Source organism: Ruegeria sp. CDSA033 (assembly GCF_059612305.1).
Genome location: NZ_JBXWQI010000019.1, coordinates 18,840 through 45,039, shown reverse-complemented (window position 1 = coordinate 45,039; position 26,200 = coordinate 18,840). Strand labels below are relative to the sequence as shown.

The window sequence follows — 26,200 nt, the reverse complement described above, 5'->3', positions numbered from 1 at the left end:
GCGGCATCTTGCGTTCCCCCGGCCGAGTCGGGGGATTCGTATGTCTATCATTCATCCACCAGGTCAAAGGTGACCCTGTAAGGGGCCTTCTGGTGTTTTGAGCAAAGGAAAAAGGCGATGAACGCCCAAGAACTGCGTGACAAGACCCCGGACCAGCTCCGCGAGGAACTGGCCAACCTGAAGAAAGAAAGCTTTAACCTGCGCTTTCAACAGGCAACCGGTCAGCTGGAAAGCACCGCCGGCATCAAAGCGGCCCGCCGCAATGCTGCCCGCGTCAAAACCATCCTGAACGAAAAGGCCGCTGCTGCGGCATCGGAGGAGTAATCCTATGCCCAAGCGTATCCTGTCCGGCACCGTAACCAGCGATGCCAACGCACAAACCGTAACCGTGTCCGTCGAGCGCCGCTTTACGCATCCGGTTCTGAAGAAAACCATCCGTAAGTCCAAGAAATACCGGGCTCACGATGAAAAGAACGCCTTCAAGGTCGGTGACTCTGTTCGCATCATCGAATGCGCGCCGAAATCGAAGACGAAACGTTGGGAAGTTCTGGAAGCGTAAGCTTTCAGGATTTTTCCATTTGTCGAAACCCTGGGGGATCTAACCAGACCAGCCCCCACAGGTCGGGAGAAACCGCATGATCCAGATGCAGACCAATCTGGATGTCGCTGACAACTCCGGCGCACGCCGAGTTCAGTGCATCAAGGTCCTGGGTGGTTCCAAGCGTAAATACGCCTCCGTCGGCGACATCATTGTCGTCTCGGTGAAGGAAGCCATCCCGCGCGGCCGCGTAAAGAAAGGTGACGTCCGTAAGGCCGTCGTCGTACGCACCGCCAAAGAAGTCCGTCGCGAAGACGGCACCGCGATCCGTTTCGATCGCAACGCCGCCGTCATCCTGAACAACAACAACGAGCCCGTAGGTACACGTATCTTTGGCCCGGTTGTTCGTGAACTGCGTGGCAAAAACTTCATGAAAATCATCTCGCTCGCTCCGGAGGTGCTGTAATCATGGCTGCTAAACTCCGCAAAGGCGACAAGGTCGTCGTGCTGGCCGGCAAGGACAAGGGCAAAGAGGGAACTATCACCTCGGTTAACCCATCTGCCGGAAAAGCTGTTGTTGACGGCATAAACATCGCCATCCGCGCCACTCGCCAGACTCAGAACTCTCAGGGTGGTCGTCTGCCTCAGGCAAACCCGATCGAGTTGTCGAACCTGGCTCTGCTGGACAAGAACGGCAAAGCAACTCGCGTTGGCTTCCGCATGGAAGGTGACAAGAAAGTGCGCTTCGCCAAGACCACGGGGGACGTGATCGATGCTTGATAACGCAACCTACACCCCGCGTCTGAAAGCTCAGTACGCTGAAACCATCCGTGCCGCTCTGAAAGAAGAGTTCGGCTACAAGAACGACATGCAGCTGCCCAAGCTGGACAAAATCGTTCTGAACATCGGTTGTGGTGCCGAAGCGGTCAAAGACTCGAAGAAAGCGAAAGCTGCTGTCGAGGATCTGACTGCGATTGCTGGTCAACAGGCTGTTTCGACCAAGGCGAAGAAGTCGATCGCTGGCTTCCGCGTCCGTGAAGACATGCCGCTGGGTGCGAAAGTGACCCTGCGCGGTGACCGGATGTATGAATTCCTGGATCGCCTGATCACCATCGCGATGCCACGTATTCGTGACTTCCGCGGCGTGAAGCCGTCTTTCGATGGTCAGGGCAACTTTGCCATGGGCATGAAAGAGCACATCGTGTTCCCGGAAATCGACTTCGACAAAGTTGACGAAGTTTGGGGCATGGACATCGTAATTGCCACCACAGCGAAAACCGACGCTGAAGCAAAGGCACTGTTGAAAGCTTTCAACATGCCGTTCAACGCGTAAGCGCCGGGAGGATTGAGACATGGCTAAAAAAGCAATGATCGAACGCGAGAAGAAGCGCGAACGCCTGGTGGCCAAATATGCCGCAAAGCGTGCCGAGCTTAAAGAAATCGCGAATGACGAGAGCAAGCCGATGGAAGAGCGCTTCAAAGCGCGTCTGAAATTGGCGAAACTGCCGCGCAACAGCTCGGCTACTCGTCTGCACAACCGCTGTCAGCTGACCGGTCGTCCCCACGCTTACTACCGTAAGCTGAAGGTCAGCCGTATCGCGCTGCGCGAGCTGGGTTCTGCTGGTCAGATCCCCGGCATGGTGAAATCGAGCTGGTAAGGGAGAGAATGATATGAACGATCCTATCGGCGATATGCTCACCCGTATCCGCAACGCGCAAATGCGTGGCAAGTCCACCGTTTCCACCCCGGCTTCCAAGCTGCGTGGTTGGGTTCTGGACGTGCTGGCGGACGAAGGTTACATCCGTGGCTACGAAGCGACGACCGGTGAAAACGGTCATCCGGCCATCGAAATCAGCCTGAAATACTACGAAGGCACCCCTGTCATTCGCGAACTGAAGCGGGTCTCTAAGCCCGGTCGTCGCGTATACATGGGCGTCAATGACATCCCGCAGGTCCGTCAGGGTCTGGGTGTGTCGATTGTCAGCACTCCGAAAGGTGTGATGTCGGACCAGAACGCACGCTCCAACAATGTTGGTGGCGAAGTGCTCTGCACCGTCTTCTAAGGAGGTCTGTCAATGTCTCGTATTGGTAAACGTCCGGTCGAATTGCCCAGCGGCGTAACTGCCTCGGTTTCCGGCCAGACCATCGAAGTCAAAGGCCCGAAAGGCGCCCGCAGCTTCACTGCGACTGACGACGTTACGCTGTCGGTCGAAGATAACGTGGTTCAGATCAACCCCCGCGGTATGTCCAAGCGCGCGCGCCAGCAGTGGGGCATGAGCCGCACAATGGTCGCAAACTTGGTGACCGGTGTGACCGAAGGCTTCAAGAAAGAGCTGGAGATCCAGGGTGTTGGTTACCGGGCTCAGATGCAGGGCAACACCCTGAAACTGAACCTGGGCTACAGCCATGACGTTGATTTCGTTGCTCCGGAAGGTGTCACCATCACCGCGCCGAAGCAGACCGTGATCATTGTGGAAGGTAACGACCAGCAGCAGGTGGGCGAAGTCGCGGCGAAAATCCGTGAATGGCGCCGTCCCGAGCCCTATAAGGGCAAAGGCATCCGCTATAAGGGCGAGTTCATCTTCCGCAAAGAAGGCAAGAAGAAGTAAGGACGCAAACAATGGCAAACAGCAAAAGAACCCTGTTTCTGAAGCGCCGCCTGCGCGTTCGGAACAAACTTCGCAAGGTCAACGCGGGTCGTCCGCGTTTGTCCGTACACCGTTCGAACAAGAACATCTCTGTTCAGCTGATCGACGACGTACGTGGCGTGACCCTGGCCTCGGCCTCGACCCTGGAAAAAGATCTGGGTGTTGTTGGCAAGAACAACGTCGAAGCGGCCACCAAAGTGGGCGCGGCCATCGCCGAGCGTGCCAAGAAGGCAGGCGTCGAAGAGGCCTATTTCGATCGTGGCGGCTTCCTGTTCCACGGCAAAGTGAAGGCTGTCGCCGACGCTGCGCGTGAAGGTGGTCTGAAGATCTAAGACTTGCGGGCGGGTTTCGATCCGCCCCGATGATCCGGGGGCCTTGGCAATGCCGGGGCCCACTTGGATTGAACAAACGACGCCGCAAGCGTCACCAAAGAAAAGGGATGCCAAAATGGCAGAACGTGATAACCGCCGGGGCCGTGGACGTGACCGCGACGAAACTCCGGAATTCGCAGATCGTCTGGTTGCGATCAACCGCGTATCGAAAACCGTAAAAGGTGGTAAGCGCTTTGGCTTCGCCGCTCTGGTGGTCGTAGGCGATCAGAAAGGCCGCGTCGGCTTTGGCAAAGGTAAAGCGAAAGAAGTACCTGAAGCCATCCGCAAAGCGACCGAGCAAGCCAAGCGTCAGATGATTCGCGTGCAACTGCGCGAAGGTCGTACCCTGCACCACGACATCGAAGGCCGTCATGGCGCCGGTAAAGTGGTTATGCGCAGCGCACCTGAAGGTACCGGTATCATCGCCGGTGGTCCGATGCGTGCCGTGTTCGAAATGCTGGGCGTAAAGGACGTTGTGTCCAAGTCGCTGGGCTCGCAGAACCCGTACAACATGATCCGCGCCACCATCAACGGCCTGCAGAAAGAGCAGAGCCCGCGTTCGGTTGCCCAGCGTCGTGGCAAAAAGGTTGCTGACATCCTGCCCAAGCGGGACGAAGCACCAGCTGCTGCTGAAGCAGAAGCATAAGGAGAGCGACCCATGGCAAAAACCATCGTCGTCAAGCAAATCGGTTCCCCGATCCGTCGCCCCGCTGAACAGCGCGCAACTCTGATCGGCCTGGGCCTGAACAAGATGCACAAAACCCGCGAGCTTGAGGATACGCCCTCGGTCCGCGGCATGGTCAACAAGATCCCGCATCTGGTTGAGATTATTGAAGAGCGCGGCTAAGCGCCTTGCTTCTAAGAGCTAGAAACGCCTCCGATCAGTTCGGGGGCGTTTTTTTGTTTAAAGGCAGTGTTGGCTGTTGCCTCACCTGATGTGGTGTCAGTTCAACCTGAACGTATTCCGCTTATTACACGGCGCATATAGTCCATGAACTGCGCCCGCTCAGGTTCAGTCAGAACCTGCAAGGCTTGGGAATTCACGTTCTGGGCCGACTCATAGGCGCTGTTTCTAAGTGCGGCGGCCTTTTCGGTTAACCAGATCAACTGCGCCCTGGCGTCAGCGGGGTTTTTCGTTCTTTTGATCAAGCCGTCGCGCTCCATACGGTTGAGCGTGTTGGCCAGGGTCGCTTGTTCGACGTCAATTCTGGCCAGCAGTTCCTTTTGGGTGACGCCGTCTTTGAGCCAAAGCTCCAGCAAGACTGGGAACTGTCCAACAACGATGCCCAAAGGCGCAATGTGGTGTTGCAGCTCTTTCGCGAACAATCGCGCCATGTGATTGACCAGATATCCGGCCGAGTTCTTTTTTTCGAAATCCATGCTTGAGATTTACACTTGAATAGCAAGCTATGCAATAATATATAGCAAGCTATACAAATGAACGGAAGGGAATCGAAATGGCTCATATCGAAGAGATGGATAAGGTCGTCACACTGGCTGATCAGATGCAGGCCGAGGAAGGCCCTGTGGTTCTGATCAACGTATTTACAGTGCACGCGAAAGACGAAGAGGCGCTGTTGAAGGCCTGGGCACATGATGCGGACTTCATGAAATCCCAGCCGGGATATATCTCGACCCAGCTTCATCAGGGGGTCGCTGGCAGTTCGACCTTCGTGAACTACGCGATCTGGCAGGACGTCAAAAGCTTTCGCGACGCCTTCACCCACCCAGAGTTCCAGCGTCGAATTGCAGACTATCCCGAAAGCGCCGTGGCGCGTCCACATCTTCTAAGAAAGCTCGCAGTCGAAAACCACTGCGTCGCCTGATGCCAAAAGAGGAGTAGGCACATGATAAAGTCAATTCACCCCGTCGCCGGTATAATAGGATTCCTGACAATATTCGTGTTCTGGACATCCACTTTGTACAGCGAATTGTTTGCGACCCATGCGACTGTCGCGGCCGTAAAGTCCATGATCGTCAGTGGGCTGATTATTCTTGTGCCCGCGATGGTGATCGTAGGTGCATCCGGCATGTCCCTTGGGCGTCGGCGCAGGGACGCACCGGCGCTAGCCAAGAAGAAGCGAATGCCGATCATCGCGATGAACGGCCTGTTGATCCTTGTTCCCGCTGCAATCTTCCTGAACGCGAAAGCGAGCGCTGGGTCCTTTGACATCAGTTTCTACGCCGTGCAGGTCGTTGAGTTGCTCGCTGGTGCCACAAACCTCACTTTGATGGGGTCGAGTATACGCGACGGCCGGGCGATGACTGCCCGCAGAAGACGTGCGGGAAAGTAGCTGCACCAGTAGCCGCCGCTTACTCCCATGCAATTGGTCTCACAGCCGCGCGACCTGCTGCTCAGCTATTCAATAGATGCATAACGGCTAGACCGAAACTTCGGTTGTTAGCGATATCGCTTGGACCTATTTCAACCCTGTCCGAACAAGGAACGTAAACAGTTTCCGGGGAATTCGCCCCGGTCAGAGAAAGGAAAAGAAATATGGCACACACAGCAACACTGACCCATGGCGGCTTCAACCTGAGCGCCCGTTTTGCAAACCTGATTGAGCGCGTGAAAGAGAACCGTGCTCGTGCGAACGAGTATAACCGTACCTACGGCGAGCTTCAGCGCTTGACCAATCGCGAATTGGACGACATCGGAATCCGCCGCTGCGATATCGCGGACATCGCCCGCGAGCACGCATATTGCTCGTAAGCAATAGTTAAGAACAACCCGAACCCAAGGCGCCAATTTGGCGCCTTTTTTGGTTGCGGTGATGCGCATGACACAACTTCTCGAAAACCAGATCGCAGCTATTGCGGGTGGGTCTGAAATCCGTCATGTCCGAGTAAGGCAGCCGCAAAAGGCCGCATCAGTCTAAACGAAATAAGGCCGGGCGACGTGCAAGACCAACAGATCGGGATGCTATGGGTCGATGGCCCGCTGAGTTTTCTGGAGCAACTGTGCATCAAGTCCTTTCTGGACGCCGGTCAACCGGTTCGCCTTTATACCTACGGAAATGTCACAAAGATTCCGGACGGTGTAGATTGCCGTGACGCCAGGGAAATCCTGCCGGATAGTGAATTCGTGACGCATAGCCGGACAGGCAGTCCAGCGCCGCACTCGGACAAGTTTCGGTATCGCATGCTGGCAAAGGAGCCGGGGCTGATTTGGGCGGATACGGACGCCTATTGCGTCAAGCCGTTTTCCACGCTGAACGGACACTACTATGGGTATCTCGAAGGCGAGGTCGCAATCGGGGTTTTGGGTTTGCCAGCGGACAGCGAAACACTCGGTTTGTTGAATGAATACACAAGTGACCCTTTCCGTATCCCTCCGTGGTTGCCCAGACGAATCATGCGGCCACTGCAAGCGGCTCTGGATGCGGGCGAACCCGTCAATGTACCGGAAACATATTGGGGCGTTTGGGGGCCTAAGGCCATAACGTGGGCACTCAACAAATCCAAGGAAGTCCGCTTTGCGCTGCCCGAACACGTCTTTTACCCATTGAACTTTACGCGGCGGAGGGCTTTGGCGCGTCCGGGCGTGGATCTGTCCCGGTTCATAAAAGAAGACACGGTCTCAATCCATTTCTACGGTCGCCGGATGCGGTCCATCCTAGCCAACAAATATGGTGGGGCCCCGCATGCAGACAGCCTGGTGGGAAAACTGCTTGCAAAACACGAAATTGACCCACAAGAAGCGCCCATTACACCGCATGGCGCTAAAGCAGCGGTGTAATAGACGGACATCAAAACTTGCATACTGGCGCGCAAAGCTGTATCGGGCTCCGGTGGCAGTCTGTCCACGAGAATCAAAACCAAGAAATGCCGTGTCTGACCCATCACGCTTCGGGGTCATTTCCGGCTTAGGAGAAGCGAAATGAAACTGAACGAATTGCGCGACAATCCTGGCGCCACACCAAAACGCACCCGCGTTGGCCGTGGTCCGGGTTCCGGCAAAGGTAAAATGGGTGGCCGTGGTATCAAAGGCCAGAAATCCCGTTCGGGTGTGGCCATCAACGGTTACGAAGGCGGCCAGATGCCTTTGTACCAGCGTCTGCCCAAGCGTGGCTTCAACAAGCCAAACCGCAAGGCATTCGCCGTTATCAACCTGGGCCTGATCCAGAAATTCGTCGACGCCGGCAAACTGGACGCCAAAGCTGCGATTACCGAGGATGCACTGGTTGCCTCCGGTCTGGTTCGTCGCAAGCTGGACGGTATCCGCGTTCTGGCCAAAGGCGAAATCAGCGCCAAATTGAACCTGGAAGTTACCGGTGCTTCGATGGCTGCTGTTGAAGCAGTTGAGAAAGCGGGCGGCTCACTTACGGTCACAAAAGCTGCTGCGGCAGAGTAAGCGCTTGTGAGCGGGCCAAGACCCGCTTACATAGTCCTCAGAGTTTTCCAAGACGCCGCCCGAGCCGGAAAACGGTTCCGGGCGGTGTTTTCATAAGAGAGACCGATTTATGGTATCAGCAGCAGAACAAATGGCAGCCAACACAAGCTGGTCTGCCCTTGGTAAAGCCACCGATCTGCGCAACCGCATCCTGTTCACGCTTGCATTGCTGATCGTCTATCGTCTGGGCACCTTTATTCCGGTGCCGGGGATTGACGGACAAGCACTGCGCGAGTTCATGGAGCAAGCGGGGCAGGGCATCGGCGGCATGGTTTCGATGTTCACCGGCGGGGCGTTGGGGCGGATGGGTATCTTTGCCCTCGGCATCATGCCTTACATTTCAGCCTCGATCATCGTGCAACTGCTGACATCCATGGTTCCCGCGCTCGAACAGCTCAAGAAAGAGGGCGAGCAGGGACGCAAGAAAATCAACCAGTACACCCGTTTCGGCACTGTGGCTCTGGCCACTGTTCAGGCCTATGGTCTGGCGGTTTCGCTGGAATCAGGCGATCTGGCCACCGATCCTGGGCTCTTCTTCCGCATGTCGACCATGATCACTCTGGTTGGCGGCACGATGTTCCTGATGTGGCTGGGTGAACAGATCACCGCGCGCGGCATCGGCAACGGTATCTCTCTGATCATCTTCGTCGGCATCATTGCCGAGGTTCCGGCCGCTCTGGCGCAGTTCTTTGCATCCGGTCGCTCGGGTGCAATCAGCCCCGCCGTGATTATTGGTGTGATCGTCATGGTTATCGTGGTCATCACCTTCGTGGTGTTCATGGAACGCGCGCTGCGTAAGATCCACATTCAATACCCGCGCCGTCAGGCCGGTATGAAGGTATACGAGGGCGGCTCCAGCCACCTGCCGGTCAAAGTGAACCCGGCGGGCGTTATCCCTGCGATTTTTGCCAGCTCGTTGCTGTTGCTGCCGGTGACGATCTCGACCTTCTCGTCGGGTGCCACAAATGGGCCGGTCATGTCGTGGCTGCTGGCCAACTTTGGCCCCGGTCAGCCGCTGTATCTGCTGTTCTTCGCGTCGATGATCGTGTTCTTCGCCTATTTCTACACGTTCAACGTCTCGTTCAAACCGGATGATGTTGCGGACAACCTGAAAAAACAGAATGGTTTTGTGCCCGGCATTCGTCCCGGCAAGAAAACCGCCGAGTATCTGGAATACGTGGTCAACCGCGTGCTGGTTCTGGGTTCGGCCTATCTGGCGCTGGTATGTCTGCTGCCTGAAATTCTGCGGAACCAATTCGCCATCCCGTTCTACTTCGGCGGCACCTCGGTTCTGATTATCGTCTCTGTGACCATGGACACGATCCAGCAAGTCCAGAGCCATTTGCTGGCGCATCAATACGAAGGGCTTATCGAAAAGTCCCAGCTGCGCGGTAAAAGCAAGAAACGCGGCAGGAAGGGACCCGCTCGTCGATGAACATCATTTTGTTGGGCCCGCCAGGTGCGGGCAAAGGAACGCAAGCGCGTCACCTGGTAGAAACGCGCGGCATGGTGCAACTGAGCACCGGTGACATGCTACGAGAAGCCAAAGACAGCGGAACCGAAATGGGCAACCGCGTGGCTGACGTGATGGCCAAGGGTGAGCTGGTAACCGACGAGATCGTCATCGGCCTGATCCGTGAAAAGCTGGAGCAGGGTGCCAAGGGCGGTTTCATTTTTGACGGTTTCCCGCGCACGCTGGCACAGGCTGACGCATTGGGAGATCTGCTGAACAGCACCGGCGAAACGCTGGATGCGGTCATCGCAATGGAAGTCAACGACGACGCGCTGGTCGAACGGATCACCGCCCGCTCGACCTGTGGAGGCTGCGGCGAGGTCTACAATGACATCACCAAGCCGATCCCTGCCGATGGAAAATGCTCCAACTGTGGTAAGGAAAACGACTTTAAGCGCCGCGCAGATGATAATGAGGAAAGCCTCAAGACCCGTCTGATGGAGTACTACAAAAAGACCTCGATGCTGATCGGCTATTACTATGCCAAGGGCAACCTGTCCTGGGTTGATGGTCTGGGTGAAATTGACGCCGTTCAAAACGAGATTTCGCAGGTTTTGGATGGTGGCGTCGACGTCGGAAACGGCTGATCCATTTCTGCCCTTGACCTGAGTAAGAAAAGCCCATATCGACCCCCATCCCTAACGGGAATCACGACCGCATGCGGGATTCGTTCCGGATGCCCCGACCACCTCGAATAATACTGGATCCTCTGGCGTCACTGCCAAGATCGAGTGTTGTGAAAAAAGGTTCCGGAGCTACGGAACCGCAACAAAAAAGGAAAGTGACACGTGGCACGTATTGCCGGCGTAAACATCCCGACTGCAAAGCGGGTACCTATCGCCCTCACATATATCACCGGTATCGGAAACACCTCGGCCAAAGCGATCTGCGAAGCCGTAGGCATCGACGCGACCCGTCGCGTTAATGAACTGTCCGACGCCGAAGTTCTGGCCATCCGCGAACATATCGACGCAAACTTCACCGTCGAAGGTGACCTGCGCCGTGAAGTTCAGATGAACGTCAAGCGCCTGATGGACCTGGGCTGCTACCGCGGTCTGCGTCACCGTCGTAACCTGCCCGTTCGCGGTCAGCGTACCCACACCAATGCTCGTACCCGCAAAGGCCCCGCAAAGGCCATTGCTGGTAAGAAGAAATAAGGAGGGTCTGACTGATGGCACGCGAAAAGACTCGTACCAAGAAAAAAGAGCGCAAGAATATCGCATCGGGCGTCGCCCACGTGAATTCGACCTTCAACAACACCAAGATCCTGATCTCGGACGTGCAAGGCAACGCCATTGCATGGTCGTCGGCCGGGACCATGGGTTTCAAAGGGTCGCGTAAATCGACACCCTACGCCGCGCAGATGGCTGCAGAAGATGCAGGCAAGAAGGCGCAGGATCACGGTGTCAAGACGCTGGAAGTCGAAGTTCAGGGCCCCGGTTCGGGTCGTGAATCGGCTCTGCGCGCGCTGGCTGCTGTGGGCTTCAACATCACGTCGATCCGTGACGTTACACCGATTGCTCACAACGGTTGCCGCCCGCCGAAGCGCCGCCGCGTCTAAGCGATTTTGAATTGAGCTGGGGCTGTGTTTTCGCACGGCCCCAGCACGTCATTTTGAACCTCGGGCGTCTGCACCTTGTTGGTCATGGGGCGCGGACAGGAATGGAGGGATTACATGATCCATAAGAATTGGGCTGAATTGATCAAGCCGACACAGCTGGAAGGCAAGCCGGGCAACGACCCTGCGCGTCAGGCAACCTTGGTTGCTGAACCGCTGGAGCGTGGCTTTGGTCTGACCTTGGGCAACGCGCTGCGCCGCGTTCTGATGAGCTCGCTGCAAGGTGCGGCCATCACCAGCGTCCAGATCGACAACGTATTGCACGAGTTCTCGAGCGTTGCCGGAGTTCGTGAAGACGTCACCGACATCATCCTGAACCTCAAGCAGGTTGCCCTGCGCATGGAAGTCGAAGGCCCCAAGCGCCTGTCGATCAATGCCAAAGGCCCAGCAGTTGTCACCGCAGGTGACATCAGCGAAAGCGCTGGTATCGAGGTTCTGAACCGCGATCACGTCATCTGCCACTTGGACGATGGCGCCGACCTGTTCATGGAACTGACCGTCAACACCGGTAAGGGCTATGTTTCGGCTGAGAAGAACAAGCCGGAAGATGCGCCTATCGGTCTGATCCCGATCGACGCGATCTATTCGCCGGTCAAAAAGGTTGCCTATGACGTTCAGCCGACCCGCGAAGGTCAGGTTCTGGACTATGACAAGCTGACCCTGAAGATCGAAACCGATGGTTCGATCACGCCGGAAGACGCGCTGGCCTTTGCCGCACGCATCCTGCAGGATCAGCTGTCAATCTTCGTCAATTTCGACGAGCCCGAAGCGGCTGGTCGCCAGGACGAAGACGATGGTCTGGAATTCAACCCGCTGCTGCTGAAGAAAGTAGACGAGTTGGAATTGTCGGTCCGTTCGGCAAACTGCCTGAAGAACGACAATATCGTTTACATCGGCGACCTGATCCAGAAGACCGAAGCCGAGATGCTGCGCACCCCGAACTTCGGCCGCAAGTCGCTGAACGAGATCAAGGAAGTGCTGTCCGGCATGGGTCTGCACCTTGGCATGGATGTCGAGGACTGGCCGCCTGACAACATCGAAGATCTGGCAAAGAAATTCGAAGACGCGTTCTAAGCGCGTCTTCCCAAATGCCCGGGTTTCCGGGGACAAAATGGGCACTTCCGCCCCAAGGAGAGCCGGTGACACGCATCGCCGGCCAGACAAAGCAAAACGCTGAAGAAGGAACTAGAAAATGCGTCACGCACGTGGTTACCGCCGCCTGAACCGTACTCATGAGCACCGTAAGGCTCTGTTTGCAAACATGGCTGGCTCGCTCATCGAACATGAGCAGATCAAAACAACTCTGCCCAAGGCAAAAGAACTGCGCCCGATCATCGAAAAGCTGGTCACTCTGGGCAAGCGCGGCGACCTGCACGCCCGCCGTCAGGCCGCATCGCAGCTGAAGCAAGACAAAGACGTCGCCAAGCTGTTCGAAATCCTGGGCCCCCGCTACGCCGAGCGTCAGGGCGGTTATGTCCGTATCCTGAAAGCAGGCTTCCGCTATGGCGACATGGCACCGATGGCGATCATCGAATTCGTTGACCGTGATCTGGACGCCAAAGGCGCGGCTGACAAAGCTCGCGTTGCCGCCGAAGAGGCCGCAGACGAAGAATAAGAAAGCCCGGCTTTCTGAATTCAAACCCCCGCGTTTCGGACGCGGGGGTTTTTTCTTTTTGGTCCCTTGGTGTCGCGGTTAGAGCATTTTCGGCGATATCCGTTGATGAATCCCCGAACCTCACGGATCATGCTGCACGATGAGCGTGGAGGCGGATGATGGCAATCCCAACTAAATTACCGAACGAACTCACGGGACCGTCTGTGTGGACCGGTCAGGACATGCGTACGCGTCGGAGTGAATGGGTCAGTGATCTGACGGCGGACGACATCAAGGATCTTGAGCAAGCTGCCCGTCACTATCTGAGCCTCGAAAGAGATATCGGTGAGATCACAAAACTTGCTTTTCCCCTAAAAAGGTTTGACCGGCATCTGGCAAGCCTGCGAGAAAAGCTGATCAACGGGATCGGTTTCGAAGTGATCCGTGGCCTTCCGGTGCAGAATTATACGCAACAGGTCGCGGCCACGGTTTTCTGCGGCGTCGGAGCTCATCTGGGCTCGGCCCGGTCGCAAAACGCGCAAGGACACATTCTGGGGCATGTGCGCGACATCGGGGCAGACGCGAACGATCCGAATACCCGGATCTATCAAACGCATGAGCGCCAGACATTTCACACCGACAGCGCCGATATCGTCGGCCTGCTGTGCCTGCGCGAGGCTAAGGAGGGCGGAGATTCGCTGCTGGTCAGTGCCGAGACGATCTTTAATAGGATGCGGTCAGAATGCCCGGAATTGCTGGAACGGTTGTTTGACCCAATAGCGACCGACCGGCGCGGGGAAATACCAGACGGCATGGAACCTTTTATGTCGATCCCACCGTTTTCCTGGCACGATGGTAAGCTGACGGTGTTTTACCAAAGACAGTATATCGACAGTGCGCAACGGTTTCCTGAAGCGATGCGGCTGACACCGGATCACATTGAGGCGCTGGACCGGTTTGATGCGCTGGCAAATGATCCCGACCTCTGTCTTTCTATGCGGCTGCAACAGGGCGACATGCAGTTCGTGTACAACCATTCGCAACTGCACGACCGGACCGGGTTCGTGGACTGGCCTGACCCGGCAGAGCGACGCCATTTGCTGAGGCTTTGGCTGTCGCCCGAAGGAGATCGCGAATTACCCGAAGTCTTCAGGCAGCGTTATGGCACGATTGAAGCGGGCCAGCGCGGCGGGATCATCACGGAAGGTACGCGGCTGCACGCTCCGTTGGATTGACGCCTCCAACGCGCTGAACGGATGCTTGCATTACGGCCCGTGTAGACGCATATCCGATAGGCGATTAACCGACGGATGGATTATGCGGAAAGTTCTCTGTTCTCTGATGCTGGCGACACTTGCAGTGTCAGCAAATGCTGAAACAAAAGTGCCAACATCGCAGGCCGAAATCAGCCTTGGTTTCGCCCCGGTGGTGAAGCAGGCTTCTCCGGCGGTCGTTAACATCTATGCCAAGATCGTTCGGCAGGGGCGGGCGAATCCATTCTTCTCGGATCCATTCTTTGAAGAGTTCTTTGGCCGGGGCTTCTCTGAGCCGCGTCCACATGTGCAGAATTCACTGGGATCTGGCGTCATTCTGTCGGAAGACGGTTATGTGGTGTCGAACTATCACGTTGTTGGCACGGCTACCGAAATCCGCGTGGTGACGACCGACCGGCGTGAATTTTCAGCGCAAGTGGTGCTGGGCGACAAGGAAAGCGATATTGCCATCCTGCGGTTGGAAGACGCCAAGGATTTGCCGCATCTGAACTTCCGCGATTCCGACCAGATCGAGGTAGGGGAACTGGCGCTTGCGATTGGTAATCCGTTTGGCGTGGGCCAAACCGTATCTTCCGGGATCATCTCAGGTCTGGCGCGGACCGGGACGGCCACCGGCAACGCGCGTGGGTACTTTATTCAAACCGATGCTGCGATCAATCCGGGCAATTCCGGCGGGGCGCTGATCGACGTGAATGGCGATCTGATCGGGATTAACACTTCGATCCTGACGCGATCAGGCGGCTCCAACGGCATCGGGTTTGCGATCCCGGCCAATCTGGTTGCCGAATTTTTGCGCCAGGCCAAGGCCGGGAATGAAAGCTTTGTCAGCCCTTGGGCCGGGGTCGCTGGTCAGCACATGAGTGCAGATATCGCCGAATCTCTGGGGTTAGTATTCCCTATGGGTGTTGTGATCTCGGACCTGCACGCCCTGAGTCCGCTGGGTGAGGCAGGGCTGCGCGTGGGGGATGTGGTGACCCATGTGGATGGGGATGAGGTGAATTCCCCAGCCGAGATGAAGTTCCGCATGTCTGTCGCCGGCGTCGGTGGCACTTCGGTGCTGACCCGGCTGCGGGGTCAGGACAGTGCGGATATCGAGGTTGCCCTGATCAAGGTCCCGGAAACTCCACCGGCTGATGAAACCGTTCTGAACGATGACACCGTGATGCCGGGCCTGAAGGTTTCGCGCATCAACCCGGCGATAGTTACCCAGATGGGGCTGTTGCTGTCGCAAACTGGCGTGGTGATTGTGGATGCAGGCCGGTACGGTGGACGATCCGGATTGCGCGCTGGTGACGTGGTCCTAAGTATCAACGGAACGGAAGTCCGGCATCCTGTGGACGTGGTGGATGCGATGACCGATCCGGGGCGCAGATTGAATTTGGATGTTCTGCGGGGCGGACGGGCCGTATCTCTGCGGTTCCGGCTGTAACTCCATGAGCGACCTGTTCGATACCGGGGCGAGCGAGCCTGCACCATCCCCGCACCGCCCGTTGGCGGACCGGCTGCGCCCGCAGTCGTTGGCCGAGGTCATCGGACAGCAGCAAGTACTGGGCCCGGATGCTCCGCTGGGCGTCATGTTGGCCTCGGGCAGTCTGTCCAGTTTGGTTTTCTGGGGGCCGCCTGGCGTTGGGAAAACCACCATTGCACGTTTGCTGGCGCAGGAAACCGATCTGCATTTCGTTCAGATCAGTGCGATTTTCACCGGTGTGCCGGACCTGAAGAAAGTGTTCGAGGCGGCAAAGATCCGTCGGCAGAACGGGCAGGGCACGCTGCTGTTTGTCGACGAGATTCACCGCTTCAACAAAGCGCAGCAGGACGGGTTCCTGCCGCACATGGAGGATGGGACGATCCTGCTGGTCGGGGCCACGACCGAGAATCCGTCCTTTGAACTGAACGCCGCGGTGCTTAGCCGAGCACAGGTTCTGGTCCTTGAACGGCTCAGCCTCGCCGACCTTGAACGTCTGACACAGCGCGCAGAGAAAGAGCTGGACCGCGCCCTGCCGCTGACGGTCAATGCCCGCGAAGCTCTGCAGGAGATGGCGGATGGCGACGGGCGCGCGCTGTTGAATCTGATCGAACAGGTTGCGGCTTGGAAGGTGGATGCACCGCTGGACCCTGATGCGTTGTCGACAAGATTGATGCGCCGCGCGGCCAAATACGACAAGTCCGGGGACGAGCATTATAATCTGATCTCGGCCCTTCATAAATCAGTACGCGGATCTGACCCGGATGCGGCGCTTTACTGGTTTGCGCGGATGCTGACGGGTGGGGAGGATCCTCGCTATCTGGCGCGGCGGATCACGCGGATGGCGGTCGAAGACATTGGTCTTGCCGATCCGCAGGCGCAGACGATCTGCCTGCACGCGTGGGAAACTTACGAACGCTTGGGTAGCCCCGAGGGTGAGTTGGCCATAGCGCAGGCGCTGGTTTATCTGGCGTTGGCCCCGAAATCGAACGGTGCCTATGTCGGGTACAAGGCGGCGATGCGATTGGCCAAGCAGTCAGGCAGCGAACCCCCGCCAAAACACATCCTGAACGCGCCGACATCGTTGATGAAAGATCAGGGCTATGGCACGGGCTATGCCTATGACCATGACGCCGAAGATGGCTTCTCCGGACAAAACTATTTCCCTGACGGCATGAAGCGACCGGAATTGTATAAGCCCGTGGAGCGTGGGTTCGAGCGTGAGTTGAAGAAGCGTCTGGATTACTTTGCCAAGCTGCGGGCACAGAGGAACGAGTAGAACACCGCTGCTTGATGCGTTGAAGAACGAATGCGCAAAAGAGCAAGAGGTGATCCGACGCCAAGACAACGTAGGCGCCTGGGTTTCCCGGGCATTTGACCGGCTTGACTCTTGGCCTTTTGCACGGCACAGACGCGCATGTTTTCTAGGGCACTTAAACACTTGTTTGGCGGGCGGATAATCCGCGCGACGCAGAGGATATCGGCATGAGCGGCGTACAGATGATCACCGTGGCAGAGGGTGACGGCGACCAGCGGCTGGATCGGTGGCTGCGCCGCCTGTTCCCGCATGTCAGCCAGGGCCGCATCGAAAAGATGTGCCGTAAGGGTGAGGTGCGCGTGGAAGGCGGGCGGGTCAAAGCCTCGACCCGGCTTGAGGTCGGGCAGGTCGTGCGCGTGCCACCCTTGCCGGATGCTGATCACAAGCCGGTTGCAGTCAAACGAGGCATCTCGGATGCCGACGCCAAGATGATCCAGTCTTGCGTGATCTATCGTGACGATCATGTTCTGGCCCTGAACAAGCCACAAGGTCTTCCAGTACAGGGCGGCAGCGGCCAGACCCGCCACGTGGACGGTCTGTCCGAGGCTCTGCGCTTTGGCTATGATGAAAATCCCCGCCTTGTGCACCGCTTGGACAAGGACACATCGGGTGTATTGCTGATGGCCCGCACCCGCGAGGCCGCCAAGGGGCTGACAGCCGCTTTCCGGCACCGCGATACACGCAAGATCTATTGGGCACTGGTTGCTGGCGTGCCGACCCCGTATCTGGGTGAGATCAAGACTGGTTTGGTCAAGGCATCCGGTCACGGCAAACAGGGTGAGGGCGAAAAGATGATCGCCGTGCATCTGAACGAAATCAACGACACGCCGGGCGCGAAACGGGCGCATACGCTGTATGCAACGCTGTATCGCGTGGCAGGGCGCGCCTCGTGGGTGGCGATGGAGCCGATCACCGGCCGTACGCACCAGCTGCGGGTACACATGGCGGCAATCGGTCACCCAATCGTTGGCGATGGCAAATACGGTGGCTCGGGGCAGGAAAATCTGGGCGACGGTTGGGGCGCGCAACTGGGCGGGGTCATCAGCAAGAAGCTGCACCTGCACGCGCGGCAGGCCTCTTTCCAACATCCGGTCACGCGCAAGACCATAACCATTAAAGCTCCGTTGCCTGAGCATATGAAACACAGCTGGGACACGTTCGGCTGGACCGAGGATCTGGCCGCAGAAGACCCGTTCGAGGAACTGCAATGAGCGCACCCTTGCGTTTGGTGCTTTTCGATGTGGACGGAACCCTTGTCGACAGCCAGAGCAGCATTGTTGCGGCGATGACCGCCAGTTTTGGGGCCCTGTCACTGACGGTCCCCGACCGCACGGCGATTTTGTCCATCGTCGGTCTGTCCTTGCCCAATGCCATGGCCCAACTGGCGCCCGAGCAGAGCGAAACGGTTCAACACAATCTGGTTGAGGGCTACAAACAGGCCTATCACGCGAACCGTCTGGAGCAGGGGGCCGCAAGCTCACCGCTCTATCCCGGTGCGAGGGACGTAATCGAAACCCTGCATGCCATCCCCGAGGTGCTGCTGGGTGTGGCCACCGGAAAATCCCAACGCGGCCTGGATGCCTTGATCGAAGCACATGATCTGGAGCGCTATTTCGTGACCCGGCAGGTTGCGGACCATCACCCCTCGAAACCGCATCCGTCGATGATCGACGCGGCCCGTTCTGAAACCGGCGTTGATGCGGAAGATACGGTGATGATTGGCGATACCCGGTTCGACATGGATATGGCGCGGGCTGCCGGAGTAACAGGGATCGGCGTATCCTGGGGATATCATGACCGATCAGCCCTGAACGGCGCGGCCTGCATAATTGAAACTTTCGACCAGTTGCCCCGTGCGCTGGATAATATCTGGACCTGAAGACATGAGCGACTGGAAGCCCAAGCGATTTTGGACCGCAAGCACGGTTGTCCAAGCGGAAGACGGATACACCGTCGAACTGGACGGTCGCCGGGTCAAGACACCGGCCAAGGCCGCATTGATCCTGCCGACGCAGGCAATGGCCGACGCGGTTGCTGCAGAATGGGATGCGCAGGAAAAAGAGGTCGATCCGACCCTGATGCCGTTTACCCGGTCTGCAAATGCGGCCATCGACAAAGTGCGTCATCAGCACGCCGAGGTTGCGGACATGCTGGCCGATTACGGCGATTCGGATTTGTTGTGTTACAGGGCGACACACCCGCAAACGTTGCAGCAGCGACAGGCAGATCAGTGGGACCCGGCCCTGGATTGGGCAGCTGAAACCCTAGCCGCGCGACTGGTTCCTGTGGTTGGTGTGCTGCATCAACCACAGTCAGCCGAAGCGCTCAGCACACTTCGAGGCCGCGTACACGAATTCAACGACTTCCAGCTTGCAGCCTTCCACGATCTGGTCAGCCTGTCCGGCTCGCTGGTGCTGGGATTTGCCGCCGCTCTGGACTGGCGCGCGGCGGAGGAGATTTGGGAAATCTCAAGGCTCGACGAGGCCTGGCAAACCGAACAATGGGGCCACGATGACGAGGCACATGCGGTTGCCGAGATCAAAAAAGCTGCGTTTCTACACGCTAAACGGTTCATTGAAATCTCTATCTGAGCCTATTGGGCATCAAATTTTGACACAGATCCGGTCATCGCTGAGTTGACTCATCGTTTTCCCTGATCCGACCCTTGACGTTTGTTTATGAATGCGAGCAAACTCATGCCCACTAAAGGGGAGACACCTTTGGAGTAACCTTTCTGGTGCCAGAGGTGCCGGACAGAGCCGTCCCGGAATAGGGGCGGGTAAACAGGAAGAGGTAAAAATGAAAAAATCCGTAATTTTGGGCGTGGCCACAGTTGCCGGTCTGGCTGCTGCGGCAGCGACAGCGGGCACTGTTGACGACGTCAAAGCGCGCGGCAAGCTGAACTGTGGCGTGTCCTCGGGACTGGCCGGCTTTTCGCTGCCTGACGCGAATGGCGAATGGCAAGGTTTTGACGTCGCCGTCTGCCGTGCCGTCGCCGCAGCCGTTCTGGGCGATTCCAGCGCTGTCGAGTTTGTGCCGACCACCGGTAAGACGCGCTTTACTGCGCTGGCTTCGGGTGAGATCGACATGTTGGCACGTAACACCACATGGACCTTCAGCCGCGATGTCGACCTCAAGTTCGAATTTGCTGGCGTCAACTACTATGACGGCCAGGGTTTCATGGTTCCAAAAGCACTGGGCGTAAGCTCGGCCAAGGAACTGGACGGCGCGACCGTCTGCATCCAAACCGGCACCACCACCGAGCTGAACCTGGCCGATTTCTTCCGTGCCAACAACATCAGCTACGAGCCGGTTCCGATCGAAACCAACGCCGAAGCGCAACAGCAGTATCTGGCTGGCGCATGTGACGTTTACACCACCGACGCATCGGGCCTGGCTGCAACCCGCGCCACGTTCGAAAACCCCGGTGATCACGTCCTGCTGCCTGAAATCATCTCGAAAGAGCCGCTGGGCCCGCTGGTCCGTCATGGCGATCACGAGTGGGGCGACGTTGTCCGCTGGACTCTGAACGCGCTGGTTTCGGCTGAAGAGCTGGGCGTGACCTCGGCAAACATCGACGAGCTGAGCGCTGGCACCGACAATCCGGAAGTGAACCGTCTGCTGGGTACCGAAGGTACTCTGGGTGAGATGCTGGGTCTGAACGCAGATTGGGCAGCAAGCGCAATCAAGGCGGGTGGTAACTATGGCGAAGTGTTTGCCAAGAACATCGGTGAAGAAACTCCGATTGGTCTTGCGCGCGGCCTGAATGCCCAGTGGACCGATGGTGGTCTGCTGTATTCGCCGCCGTTCCGCTAATATCCACGGGAAAGGGCGCGGGGCAACCTGCGCCCTTTTTCCATAAATAAGAAACACTCCCGGATGGATTGAGCGAAGATCAACTTCGCCGGCAAAAAACGGGATGCACGGGGAAATTCATAGGTCATGACGACTCTCACTGACCCGCCGAAGGAGCAGTTCCGGCTGTCCATGCTCCTTTACGATACGCGGTACCGATCAGCGACCATTCAGGTCATTGCATTAATCGGTTTCATGCTTCTGGCAGCCTGGATCATCTCAAATACCATTCAAAACCTTGAAGGGTTGGGAAAACCGGTCGAATTCGGTTTTTTTGCAGAATCCGCAAGTTATGACATTAACCAGCGATTGCTGGAATACACCTCACAGGACAGCCATCTTCGCGCCGCGTTCATCGGTTTGCTGAACACGCTTGTTGTTGCGGTTCTCGGGTGTATCACGGCGACGATAGTCGGTGTTTTTGTCGGCGTGCTGCGTCTGTCGAACAACTGGTTGGTCGCGCGCATCATGACCTTCTATGTCGAGATTTTCCGTAACGTGCCTGTCCTGCTTTGGATCGTTTTGGCAATGGCCATTTTGATCGAAGGCTTGCCCGCACCTAATGCGTTCCGAGGTGATAACCCCACGGCAACGATGGATCTGTTCAACACCGTCGCCGTTACCAATCGGGGTGTGTATATCCCGGAGTTCCTGTTCTCGCGTAGTTTGGGCGACATTCACTTGTTCGGAACATCAAGCCTTCGGTTTGATATTTCGCTGGATCTGGTCGCGTTTCTGGTCGTTCTGGGTGGCAGCATCTTTACCATGCGCAAAGTGTCCGCCTGGGCCGCCGCCAAACAGGAATCAACCGGCGACCGTCCTAAGATCTGGCATATCCAGCTGGGCATTCTGTTCGTCCCGATGATCATACTGATGACTGCACTGGGCTTACACCTTGGATACCCGGAATTGAAAGGATTCAATTTCAGAGGCGGCACGCATATGCGCAACTCTCTGATCGCGCTATGGCTGGCTTTGTCGCTATATACGGCGGCCTTCATCGCTGAGATCGTACGCGCCGGCATTCTGGCTATTTCCAAGGGTCAGACCGAAGCTGCGTCTGCGCTGGGCTTGCGTCCGGGTCGCACCATGCGGCTGGTTATCCTGCCTCAGGCGCTGCGTGTGATCATCCCGCCGATGATCTCGAACTATCTGAACCTGACCAAGAACTCGTCACTGGCGATTGCGGTCGGATACATGGACATCACGGGGACCCTGGGTGGCATCACCATGAACCAGACCGGCCGCGAGCTGGAATGCGTTCTGCTGCTGATGCTGGTCTATCTGGCCATCTCGCTGAGCATTTCAGCGGTGATGAACTGGTACAACAACCGTGTCAAACTGGTGGAGCGGTAATATGAGTGATGTTTCATTTGTCCGCACGGAAATGTTGCCGGAACAAGCCCCGCCAGCGTCCGAAGTCGGAGCAATCGGGTGGATCAGGCACAATCTGTTCTCAGGCTGGTTTAACTCGATCCTGACGTTGGTTTCGCTTTACGCGATCTGGTACGTTTTGTCGGGCGTTCTGCCATGGATCTTTCAGTCTGTCTGGAACGCCAACTCGCTGAACGAATGCCGCGAGATCATGATTGCCACTTGGGGTTCAACCCATGGCCATGCCTGCTGGGCGGTGATCAATGACCGTTGGCTGCAGTTGCTGTTCGGGTTCTACCCGAGCCACCTGTACTGGCGTCCGATTGTATCGCTGATCCTGCTGTTGGTCGCATTGGCCCCGGTTCTGTACTCGGATCGTGTGCCGTCCAAGATGCTGATCGTCACGGCGATCTATCCGTTCCTGATGCCATTCCTGATGTGGGGCGGCACCATTTGGGGGCCGATCGCGGCAGCGTTGGGGTTTGTTGTCGGCTGGGGTGCCTACACCCTTGTCAGCAAACAACTGAGCGGTCTGTTTGGCATGATTGCGGGTGTCGCAGCGTCGGTTATCTGGTGGCTGGTTCTGTCCAGCTATTTCGTCGGTGCCCTGGACTCGATCCTACCAATCGGTATCGAAGCCGTACAAAGCCGCCAGTTCGGTGGCTTCATGCTGGCGATCTTGCTGGGTGTCGTGGCCATTGGTGTCTCGTTGCCGATCGGAATTGTACTGGCGCTGGGCCGTCAGTCCGACCTGATGATCGTCAAGTACCTGTGCGTGGGCTTTATCGAGTTCATCCGCGGTGTGCCGCTGATCACGCTGTTGTTCGTGGCCTCGCTGCTGCTGAACCTGTTCCTGCCGCCGGGCACCAACTTTGACATCATCCTGCGGGTGATGATCATGATGACCCTGTTCTCAGCCGCCTATATGGCCGAGGTGATCCGGGGTGGTCTGGCTGCCCTGCCACGGGGTCAGTATGAAGGCGCCGACAGTCTCGGCCTGAACTACTGGCAAGCACAGCGACTGATCATCATGCCGCAAGCCCTGAAAATCTCAATTCCGGGCATCGTGAGCACATTCATCGGGATCTTCAAAGATACGACACTGGTGTCGATCATCGGATTGTTCGACGTGATCGGACTGGCATCTGCCATCCGCGCCGACACCGCCTGGAACGGCATCTACTGGGAACTGTTCGCGTTCATCGCGGCGCTGTTCTTTGTCGTCTGCTTCTCCATGTCCCGTTACTCCATGTATCTGGAGCGCAAGCTTCAGACTGGCCACCATTAAGGAGTTCAACATATGTCTGAACTTGCAATTGACCGTCAAATCGATCGCTCGAAGATGCAGGTGAGCGACGAGGTCGCCATCGAAATCAACAACATGAACAAGTGGTACGGATCTTTCCACGTGCTGCGCGACATCAACCTGACCGTCAATCAGGGAGAGCGGATCGTGATCGCGGGGCCTTCCGGTTCCGGGAAGTCCACATTGATCCGTTGCCTGAACGCACTGGAGGAACACCAGCAGGGCACGATCATGGTGGATGGGACCGAGTTGTCGAATGACCTCAAGAACATCGACAAGATCCGGTCCGAGGTTGGCATGGTGTTCCAGCACTTCAACCTGTTCCCGCATCTGACCATTCTGGAGAACTGCACGCTGGCCCCGATCTGGGTGCGCAAGACGCCTAAGAAAGAGGCCGAAGAGCGCGCGATGCACTTCCTGGAAAAGGTGAAAATCCCCGAGCAGGCGGATAAGTATCCCGGTCAGCTTTCAGGTGGTCAGCAGCAGCGTGTGGCGATTGCCCGCTCGCTGTGCATGATGCCGCGTATCATGTTGTTCGATGAACCGACATCGGCGCTGGACCCTGAGATGATCAAAGAGGTGCTCGACACCATGATCGAGCTGGCCGAGGAAGGCATGACCATGCTGTGCGTCACGCACGAGATGGGCTTTGCCCGTCAGGTCGCCAACCGCGTGATCTTTATGGATGCTGGACAGATCGTGGAACAGAACGAACCGGAAGAGTTCTTCAACAACCCGCAGAGCGAGCGGACCAAGCTGTTCCTCAGCCAGATTCTGGGGCACTGAACCCGGTTACCAATTCAGGAAAAGGCGGGGCTTTGGCCTCGCCTTTTTCTATTCCAGCAACTCGCGTGGAATAACAAACCCTAGTACATCGCCGCTATGCCAACGGACGCCGGACCAACCCGCAATGTCAAAGCGGATCACAGCTGTTGCACAGGTTGGGTAGTCGTAGAATCGGGCGTGATCCGGCGGGTGCTTAACAATTTGGTTAGCAAAAGCGGCAATGCCGGGATTGTGGCCCAGCATCAAAACGGTTTGTTTCGTTGCGCCCGATAATTCAAGCAGCATATCTGCGGGGTCCGCATGATAAAGCGTTCGGTGAAAGCAAACGCTATCTGCCTGTAGGCCCATCCTCTCCCAAGTCTCGCAGGTTCTGACCGAGCTTGAGCTAAGAACTTCATCCGGCAGCCAGTCGTTTTCACGCAACCACGCGGCAATCGCCGGGGCCGACCTGCGCCCGCGCTTGTTCAGCGGGCGATCATGATCGGCAAGGGCCATACTGTCCCAACTGGATTTCGCGTGGCGTGTCAGGATCAGAGTGCGGGTCATGATGGGTGAAATGCTCTCATGTGATGCGCGGATTGTTTGGGATCACGCCCTGAACCCGAGCTGAGAGGACAGGACAGTCGCACAAGGCAACCGCCGGTCATGCAGGTTTGCCCTTCGGGAGTGGACAGGTGGCCATGGCAGGTCGACACATCATATAAGTCCCGACTGTTCAGAGCGCCCACCGGGCATGTCTGGGTGCAGGGGGCGGCGCAGGTGGTGCAGGGGGACGCGCCAGGTGGTGCGGGTATGGGAATTTCGTTGGTGAAATGCAGCGCACCCCGGAATGAGATCATCATGCCGACCTCATCGTGCACCAAAGCGCCCACCGGGCTGCTGAATGTGCGTCCCGATTTCAATGCCCAATCGATAAAGGGCGTATAGGGCGGGCCGCCAAACGGAAAATAGGCTGTGGCGGATAAGTCCTGTGCCATCTGCCCCACCACACGCAGCGACCAGCGGTCGACCGGATCCTTGCCTTGCCATTCAGGCGAGGATTTCAGGGCAGGCCAGAATGCACCCCCAGCACCTAGCAGGATCAGCGTGCCGCCTTCCAACTGCTTGGCGTATGTAACGCGAGGGTGCAGCGCGCCCATGATGATCAGGCCAACGTCCTGTGCAGCCTTTTCGACGTCAGCATAGCTATGCGCTGTCGGGTCAGAGGAGGGGGGATGGCGTTTGGTCATGTCTCCTCCGCCAAAGGCTCAGTCCGGTCGGATCAGCGACCCGGCGCCGTGTTCTGTATAAAGTTCAAGCAAGACGGCATTGGGCGCGCGTCCGTCAAGGATAACCACGGCACGGACCCCGCTGTGCAGCGCGTCCAGCGCGGTTTCGGTCTTGGGGATCATGCCGCCCGCAATGGTGCCGTCCAGCGTCATCTCGCGGATCTGACCCGCCTTCAGTTCGGTCACGACGTCCCCGGCTGCGTTTTTGACGCCCGAGACATCGGTCAACAGCAGCAGTCGATCGGCCTTTAGCGCGGATGCAATAGCACCAGCGGCAGTATCCCCATTGACGTTGAAGGTTTCCCCGTTCCGGCCCGCACCCAGCGGGGCGATGACAGGAATTACATCATGGGCAAACAGGTCATGCAGGATTTTCGGGTTCATTTCTGCCGGACTTCCGACAAAACCCAGGGATTCATCGGTCTGATCACAAGTCATCAACTGCGCATCCTTGCCCGACAAGCCCACGGCCGAGCCGCCCTGGCCGTTGATCGCCTGCACGATGCGCTTGTTCACGAGGCCGGACAGCACCATCTCAACCACTTCAACGGTTGCTTTGTCGGTGACACGCTTGCCGTTCACGAACTCGGACTGGATATCCAGCTTATCCAGCATCGCGTTGATCATCGGACCACCGCCATGCACGACAACCGGGTTTACGCCCACCTGACGCATCAGGACGACATCGCGGGCGAAGCTTTCCATGGCTTCGTCGCTGCCCATGGCGTGGCCGCCAAGTTTAATGACGACAATAGCGCCGTCGTAGCGTTGCAGGTATGGCAGTGCGCTGTTCAGCGTTGCGGCGGTGGCGATCCAGTCCCGGTTCATGTCTCTTGTCTTCATGGCTGCAGTCCCTCTGGGAACCCGTGTTAGGGCCT

At 57.3% G+C, this 26,200-nt stretch carries 36 protein-coding genes; 32 read left to right on the top strand and 4 right to left on the bottom strand.

What is annotated here, in order from left to right; genetic code table 11:
- The first annotated feature begins 117 nt into the window (after positions 1-117).
- From rpmC to rpmD, 11 genes are all read left to right on the top strand, one after another.
- A complete protein-coding gene (rpmC, locus tag AC2FLA_RS18940; protein ID WP_037311745.1) occupies positions 118-324 on the top strand; it encodes a 50S ribosomal protein L29 in 207 nt (68 codons plus the stop codon).
- 4 nt (positions 325-328) lie between these two features.
- A complete protein-coding gene (rpsQ, locus tag AC2FLA_RS18935) occupies positions 329-559 on the top strand; it encodes a 30S ribosomal protein S17 (protein WP_058272371.1) in 231 nt (76 codons plus the stop codon).
- Between the two features lie 76 nt (positions 560-635).
- Positions 636-1,004: a 50S ribosomal protein L14 gene (gene rplN, locus AC2FLA_RS18930; protein ID WP_008757934.1), complete on the top strand. Its 369-nt coding sequence runs from the start codon at positions 636-638 to the stop codon at positions 1,002-1,004.
- Between the two features lie 2 nt (positions 1,005-1,006).
- Positions 1,007-1,318 carry a 50S ribosomal protein L24 gene (gene rplX / locus AC2FLA_RS18925; protein ID WP_058272372.1) on the top strand — a complete coding sequence of 104 codons (312 nt, stop codon included), beginning with the start codon at positions 1,007-1,009 and terminating at the stop codon, positions 1,316-1,318.
- Positions 1,311-1,871, top strand: coding sequence for a 50S ribosomal protein L5 (rplE, locus tag AC2FLA_RS18920; protein ID WP_058272373.1), 561 nt, complete (start codon positions 1,311-1,313; stop codon positions 1,869-1,871). Before rplX ends, rplE begins: the two co-directional genes overlap by 8 nt.
- Positions 1,872-1,890: 19 nt before the next feature.
- Positions 1,891-2,196 (top strand): 30S ribosomal protein S14, encoded by a 306-nt coding sequence (gene rpsN, locus AC2FLA_RS18915; protein WP_010437098.1) that lies wholly within the window; start codon positions 1,891-1,893, stop codon positions 2,194-2,196.
- A gap of 13 nt (positions 2,197-2,209) precedes the next feature.
- On the top strand, positions 2,210-2,602 hold the full coding sequence (gene rpsH, locus AC2FLA_RS18910) for a 30S ribosomal protein S8 (RefSeq protein ID WP_008757119.1): 393 nt from the start codon (positions 2,210-2,212) through the stop codon (positions 2,600-2,602).
- 12 nt (positions 2,603-2,614) lie between these two features.
- The gene (rplF, locus tag AC2FLA_RS18905) at positions 2,615-3,148 is read left to right on the top strand and encodes a 50S ribosomal protein L6 (protein ID WP_058272374.1); all 534 of its coding nucleotides are present in this window, start codon (positions 2,615-2,617) and stop codon (positions 3,146-3,148) included.
- 11 nt (positions 3,149-3,159) lie between these two features.
- Positions 3,160-3,519 carry a 50S ribosomal protein L18 gene (rplR, locus tag AC2FLA_RS18900; RefSeq protein WP_010437103.1) on the top strand — a complete coding sequence of 120 codons (360 nt, stop codon included), beginning with the start codon at positions 3,160-3,162 and terminating at the stop codon, positions 3,517-3,519.
- 115 nt (positions 3,520-3,634) lie between these two features.
- On the top strand, positions 3,635-4,204 hold the full coding sequence (rpsE, locus tag AC2FLA_RS18895; protein WP_058272455.1) for a 30S ribosomal protein S5: 570 nt from the start codon (positions 3,635-3,637) through the stop codon (positions 4,202-4,204).
- Positions 4,205-4,216: 12 nt separating this feature from the next.
- The gene (rpmD, locus tag AC2FLA_RS18890; protein WP_008757946.1) at positions 4,217-4,405 is read left to right on the top strand and encodes a 50S ribosomal protein L30; all 189 of its coding nucleotides are present in this window, start codon (positions 4,217-4,219) and stop codon (positions 4,403-4,405) included.
- Positions 4,406-4,506: 101 nt separating this feature from the next.
- Here the strand turns inward: rpmD and AC2FLA_RS18885 are convergent, their stop codons facing one another.
- On the bottom strand, positions 4,507-4,938 hold the full coding sequence (locus AC2FLA_RS18885) for a MarR family winged helix-turn-helix transcriptional regulator (RefSeq protein WP_496724329.1): 432 nt from the start codon (positions 4,936-4,938) through the stop codon (positions 4,507-4,509).
- 77 nt (positions 4,939-5,015) lie between these two features.
- Between AC2FLA_RS18885 and AC2FLA_RS18880 the strand changes: the two genes are divergently transcribed.
- The 21 genes from AC2FLA_RS18880 (at position 5,016) to AC2FLA_RS18780 (ending at position 24,054) form a co-directional block, all read left to right on the top strand.
- On the top strand, positions 5,016-5,384 hold the full coding sequence (locus tag AC2FLA_RS18880; protein WP_496724327.1) for an antibiotic biosynthesis monooxygenase family protein: 369 nt from the start codon (positions 5,016-5,018) through the stop codon (positions 5,382-5,384).
- A gap of 21 nt (positions 5,385-5,405) precedes the next feature.
- Positions 5,406-5,852 carry a hypothetical protein gene (locus tag AC2FLA_RS18875; RefSeq protein WP_496724325.1) on the top strand — a complete coding sequence of 149 codons (447 nt, stop codon included), beginning with the start codon at positions 5,406-5,408 and terminating at the stop codon, positions 5,850-5,852.
- Positions 5,853-6,055: 203 nt separating this feature from the next.
- The gene (locus AC2FLA_RS18870; RefSeq protein WP_113791477.1) at positions 6,056-6,271 is read left to right on the top strand and encodes a DUF1127 domain-containing protein; all 216 of its coding nucleotides are present in this window, start codon (positions 6,056-6,058) and stop codon (positions 6,269-6,271) included.
- 186 nt (positions 6,272-6,457) lie between these two features.
- Positions 6,458-7,297 (top strand): hypothetical protein, encoded by an 840-nt coding sequence (locus AC2FLA_RS18865; RefSeq protein ID WP_496724323.1) that lies wholly within the window; start codon positions 6,458-6,460, stop codon positions 7,295-7,297.
- Positions 7,298-7,438: 141 nt separating this feature from the next.
- Positions 7,439-7,912 (top strand): 50S ribosomal protein L15, encoded by a 474-nt coding sequence (rplO, locus tag AC2FLA_RS18860; RefSeq protein ID WP_496724321.1) that lies wholly within the window; start codon positions 7,439-7,441, stop codon positions 7,910-7,912.
- Between the two features lie 109 nt (positions 7,913-8,021).
- Positions 8,022-9,386 (top strand): preprotein translocase subunit SecY, encoded by a 1,365-nt coding sequence (gene secY, locus AC2FLA_RS18855; protein ID WP_058276180.1) that lies wholly within the window; start codon positions 8,022-8,024, stop codon positions 9,384-9,386.
- Positions 9,383-10,051 carry an adenylate kinase gene (locus tag AC2FLA_RS18850; protein WP_113791475.1) on the top strand — a complete coding sequence of 223 codons (669 nt, stop codon included), beginning with the start codon at positions 9,383-9,385 and terminating at the stop codon, positions 10,049-10,051. The genes secY and AC2FLA_RS18850 overlap by 4 nt, the downstream gene beginning before the upstream one ends.
- 201 nt (positions 10,052-10,252) lie before the next feature.
- The gene (gene rpsM, locus AC2FLA_RS18845) at positions 10,253-10,621 is read left to right on the top strand and encodes a 30S ribosomal protein S13 (protein WP_058272383.1); all 369 of its coding nucleotides are present in this window, start codon (positions 10,253-10,255) and stop codon (positions 10,619-10,621) included.
- Between the two features lie 14 nt (positions 10,622-10,635).
- Complete coding sequence (gene rpsK, locus AC2FLA_RS18840; protein ID WP_037311698.1) at positions 10,636-11,025, top strand: 30S ribosomal protein S11; 390 nt, start codon at positions 10,636-10,638, stop codon at positions 11,023-11,025.
- A gap of 114 nt (positions 11,026-11,139) precedes the next feature.
- Complete coding sequence (locus AC2FLA_RS18835; protein WP_113791474.1) at positions 11,140-12,156, top strand: DNA-directed RNA polymerase subunit alpha; 1,017 nt, start codon at positions 11,140-11,142, stop codon at positions 12,154-12,156.
- Positions 12,157-12,274: 118 nt separating this feature from the next.
- Positions 12,275-12,697 (top strand): 50S ribosomal protein L17, encoded by a 423-nt coding sequence (gene rplQ / locus AC2FLA_RS18830; RefSeq protein WP_058276182.1) that lies wholly within the window; start codon positions 12,275-12,277, stop codon positions 12,695-12,697.
- Between the two features lie 158 nt (positions 12,698-12,855).
- Positions 12,856-13,911: a TauD/TfdA family dioxygenase gene (locus AC2FLA_RS18825; RefSeq protein WP_496724318.1), complete on the top strand. Its 1,056-nt coding sequence runs from the start codon at positions 12,856-12,858 to the stop codon at positions 13,909-13,911.
- Between the two features lie 79 nt (positions 13,912-13,990).
- Positions 13,991-15,379: a trypsin-like peptidase domain-containing protein gene (locus AC2FLA_RS18820; RefSeq protein WP_496724344.1), complete on the top strand. Its 1,389-nt coding sequence runs from the start codon at positions 13,991-13,993 to the stop codon at positions 15,377-15,379.
- Positions 15,380-15,383: 4 nt separating this feature from the next.
- Complete coding sequence (locus AC2FLA_RS18815; protein ID WP_496724316.1) at positions 15,384-16,694, top strand: replication-associated recombination protein A; 1,311 nt, start codon at positions 15,384-15,386, stop codon at positions 16,692-16,694.
- A gap of 206 nt (positions 16,695-16,900) precedes the next feature.
- A complete protein-coding gene (locus tag AC2FLA_RS18810; RefSeq protein WP_496724314.1) occupies positions 16,901-17,944 on the top strand; it encodes an RluA family pseudouridine synthase in 1,044 nt (347 codons plus the stop codon).
- Positions 17,941-18,612 (top strand): HAD-IA family hydrolase, encoded by a 672-nt coding sequence (locus AC2FLA_RS18805; RefSeq protein WP_496724312.1) that lies wholly within the window; start codon positions 17,941-17,943, stop codon positions 18,610-18,612. Before AC2FLA_RS18810 ends, AC2FLA_RS18805 begins: the two co-directional genes overlap by 4 nt.
- A gap of 4 nt (positions 18,613-18,616) precedes the next feature.
- Positions 18,617-19,324 carry an ATP12 family chaperone protein gene (locus AC2FLA_RS18800; protein WP_496724310.1) on the top strand — a complete coding sequence of 236 codons (708 nt, stop codon included), beginning with the start codon at positions 18,617-18,619 and terminating at the stop codon, positions 19,322-19,324.
- A gap of 208 nt (positions 19,325-19,532) precedes the next feature.
- On the top strand, positions 19,533-20,549 hold the full coding sequence (locus AC2FLA_RS18795; RefSeq protein ID WP_108861233.1) for an amino acid ABC transporter substrate-binding protein: 1,017 nt from the start codon (positions 19,533-19,535) through the stop codon (positions 20,547-20,549).
- 126 nt (positions 20,550-20,675) lie between these two features.
- A complete protein-coding gene (locus AC2FLA_RS18790) occupies positions 20,676-21,944 on the top strand; it encodes an amino acid ABC transporter permease (protein WP_282120551.1) in 1,269 nt (422 codons plus the stop codon).
- Between the two features lies 1 nt (position 21,945).
- Positions 21,946-23,250, top strand: coding sequence for an amino acid ABC transporter permease (locus AC2FLA_RS18785; RefSeq protein ID WP_282153886.1), 1,305 nt, complete (start codon positions 21,946-21,948; stop codon positions 23,248-23,250).
- A gap of 12 nt (positions 23,251-23,262) precedes the next feature.
- Entirely contained in the window at positions 23,263-24,054 is a 792-nt protein-coding gene (locus tag AC2FLA_RS18780; RefSeq protein WP_058272392.1) for an amino acid ABC transporter ATP-binding protein, read from the top strand.
- Between the two features lie 48 nt (positions 24,055-24,102).
- Here the strand turns inward: AC2FLA_RS18780 and AC2FLA_RS18775 are convergent, their stop codons facing one another.
- Genes AC2FLA_RS18775 through argB form a run of 3 tightly spaced genes read right to left on the bottom strand, consistent with a single transcriptional unit; the run spans position 24,103 to position 26,165 of the window.
- Complete coding sequence (locus AC2FLA_RS18775; RefSeq protein ID WP_496724308.1) at positions 24,103-24,600, bottom strand: SixA phosphatase family protein; 498 nt, start codon at positions 24,598-24,600, stop codon at positions 24,103-24,105.
- Positions 24,597-25,283 carry a ferredoxin gene (locus AC2FLA_RS18770; protein ID WP_496724306.1) on the bottom strand — a complete coding sequence of 229 codons (687 nt, stop codon included), beginning with the start codon at positions 25,281-25,283 and terminating at the stop codon, positions 24,597-24,599. Before AC2FLA_RS18770 ends, AC2FLA_RS18775 begins: the two co-directional genes overlap by 4 nt.
- 18 nt (positions 25,284-25,301) lie before the next feature.
- Positions 25,302-26,165, bottom strand: coding sequence for an acetylglutamate kinase (gene argB / locus AC2FLA_RS18765; RefSeq protein WP_058272395.1), 864 nt, complete (start codon positions 26,163-26,165; stop codon positions 25,302-25,304).
- Positions 26,166-26,200: the final 35 nt, after the last annotated feature.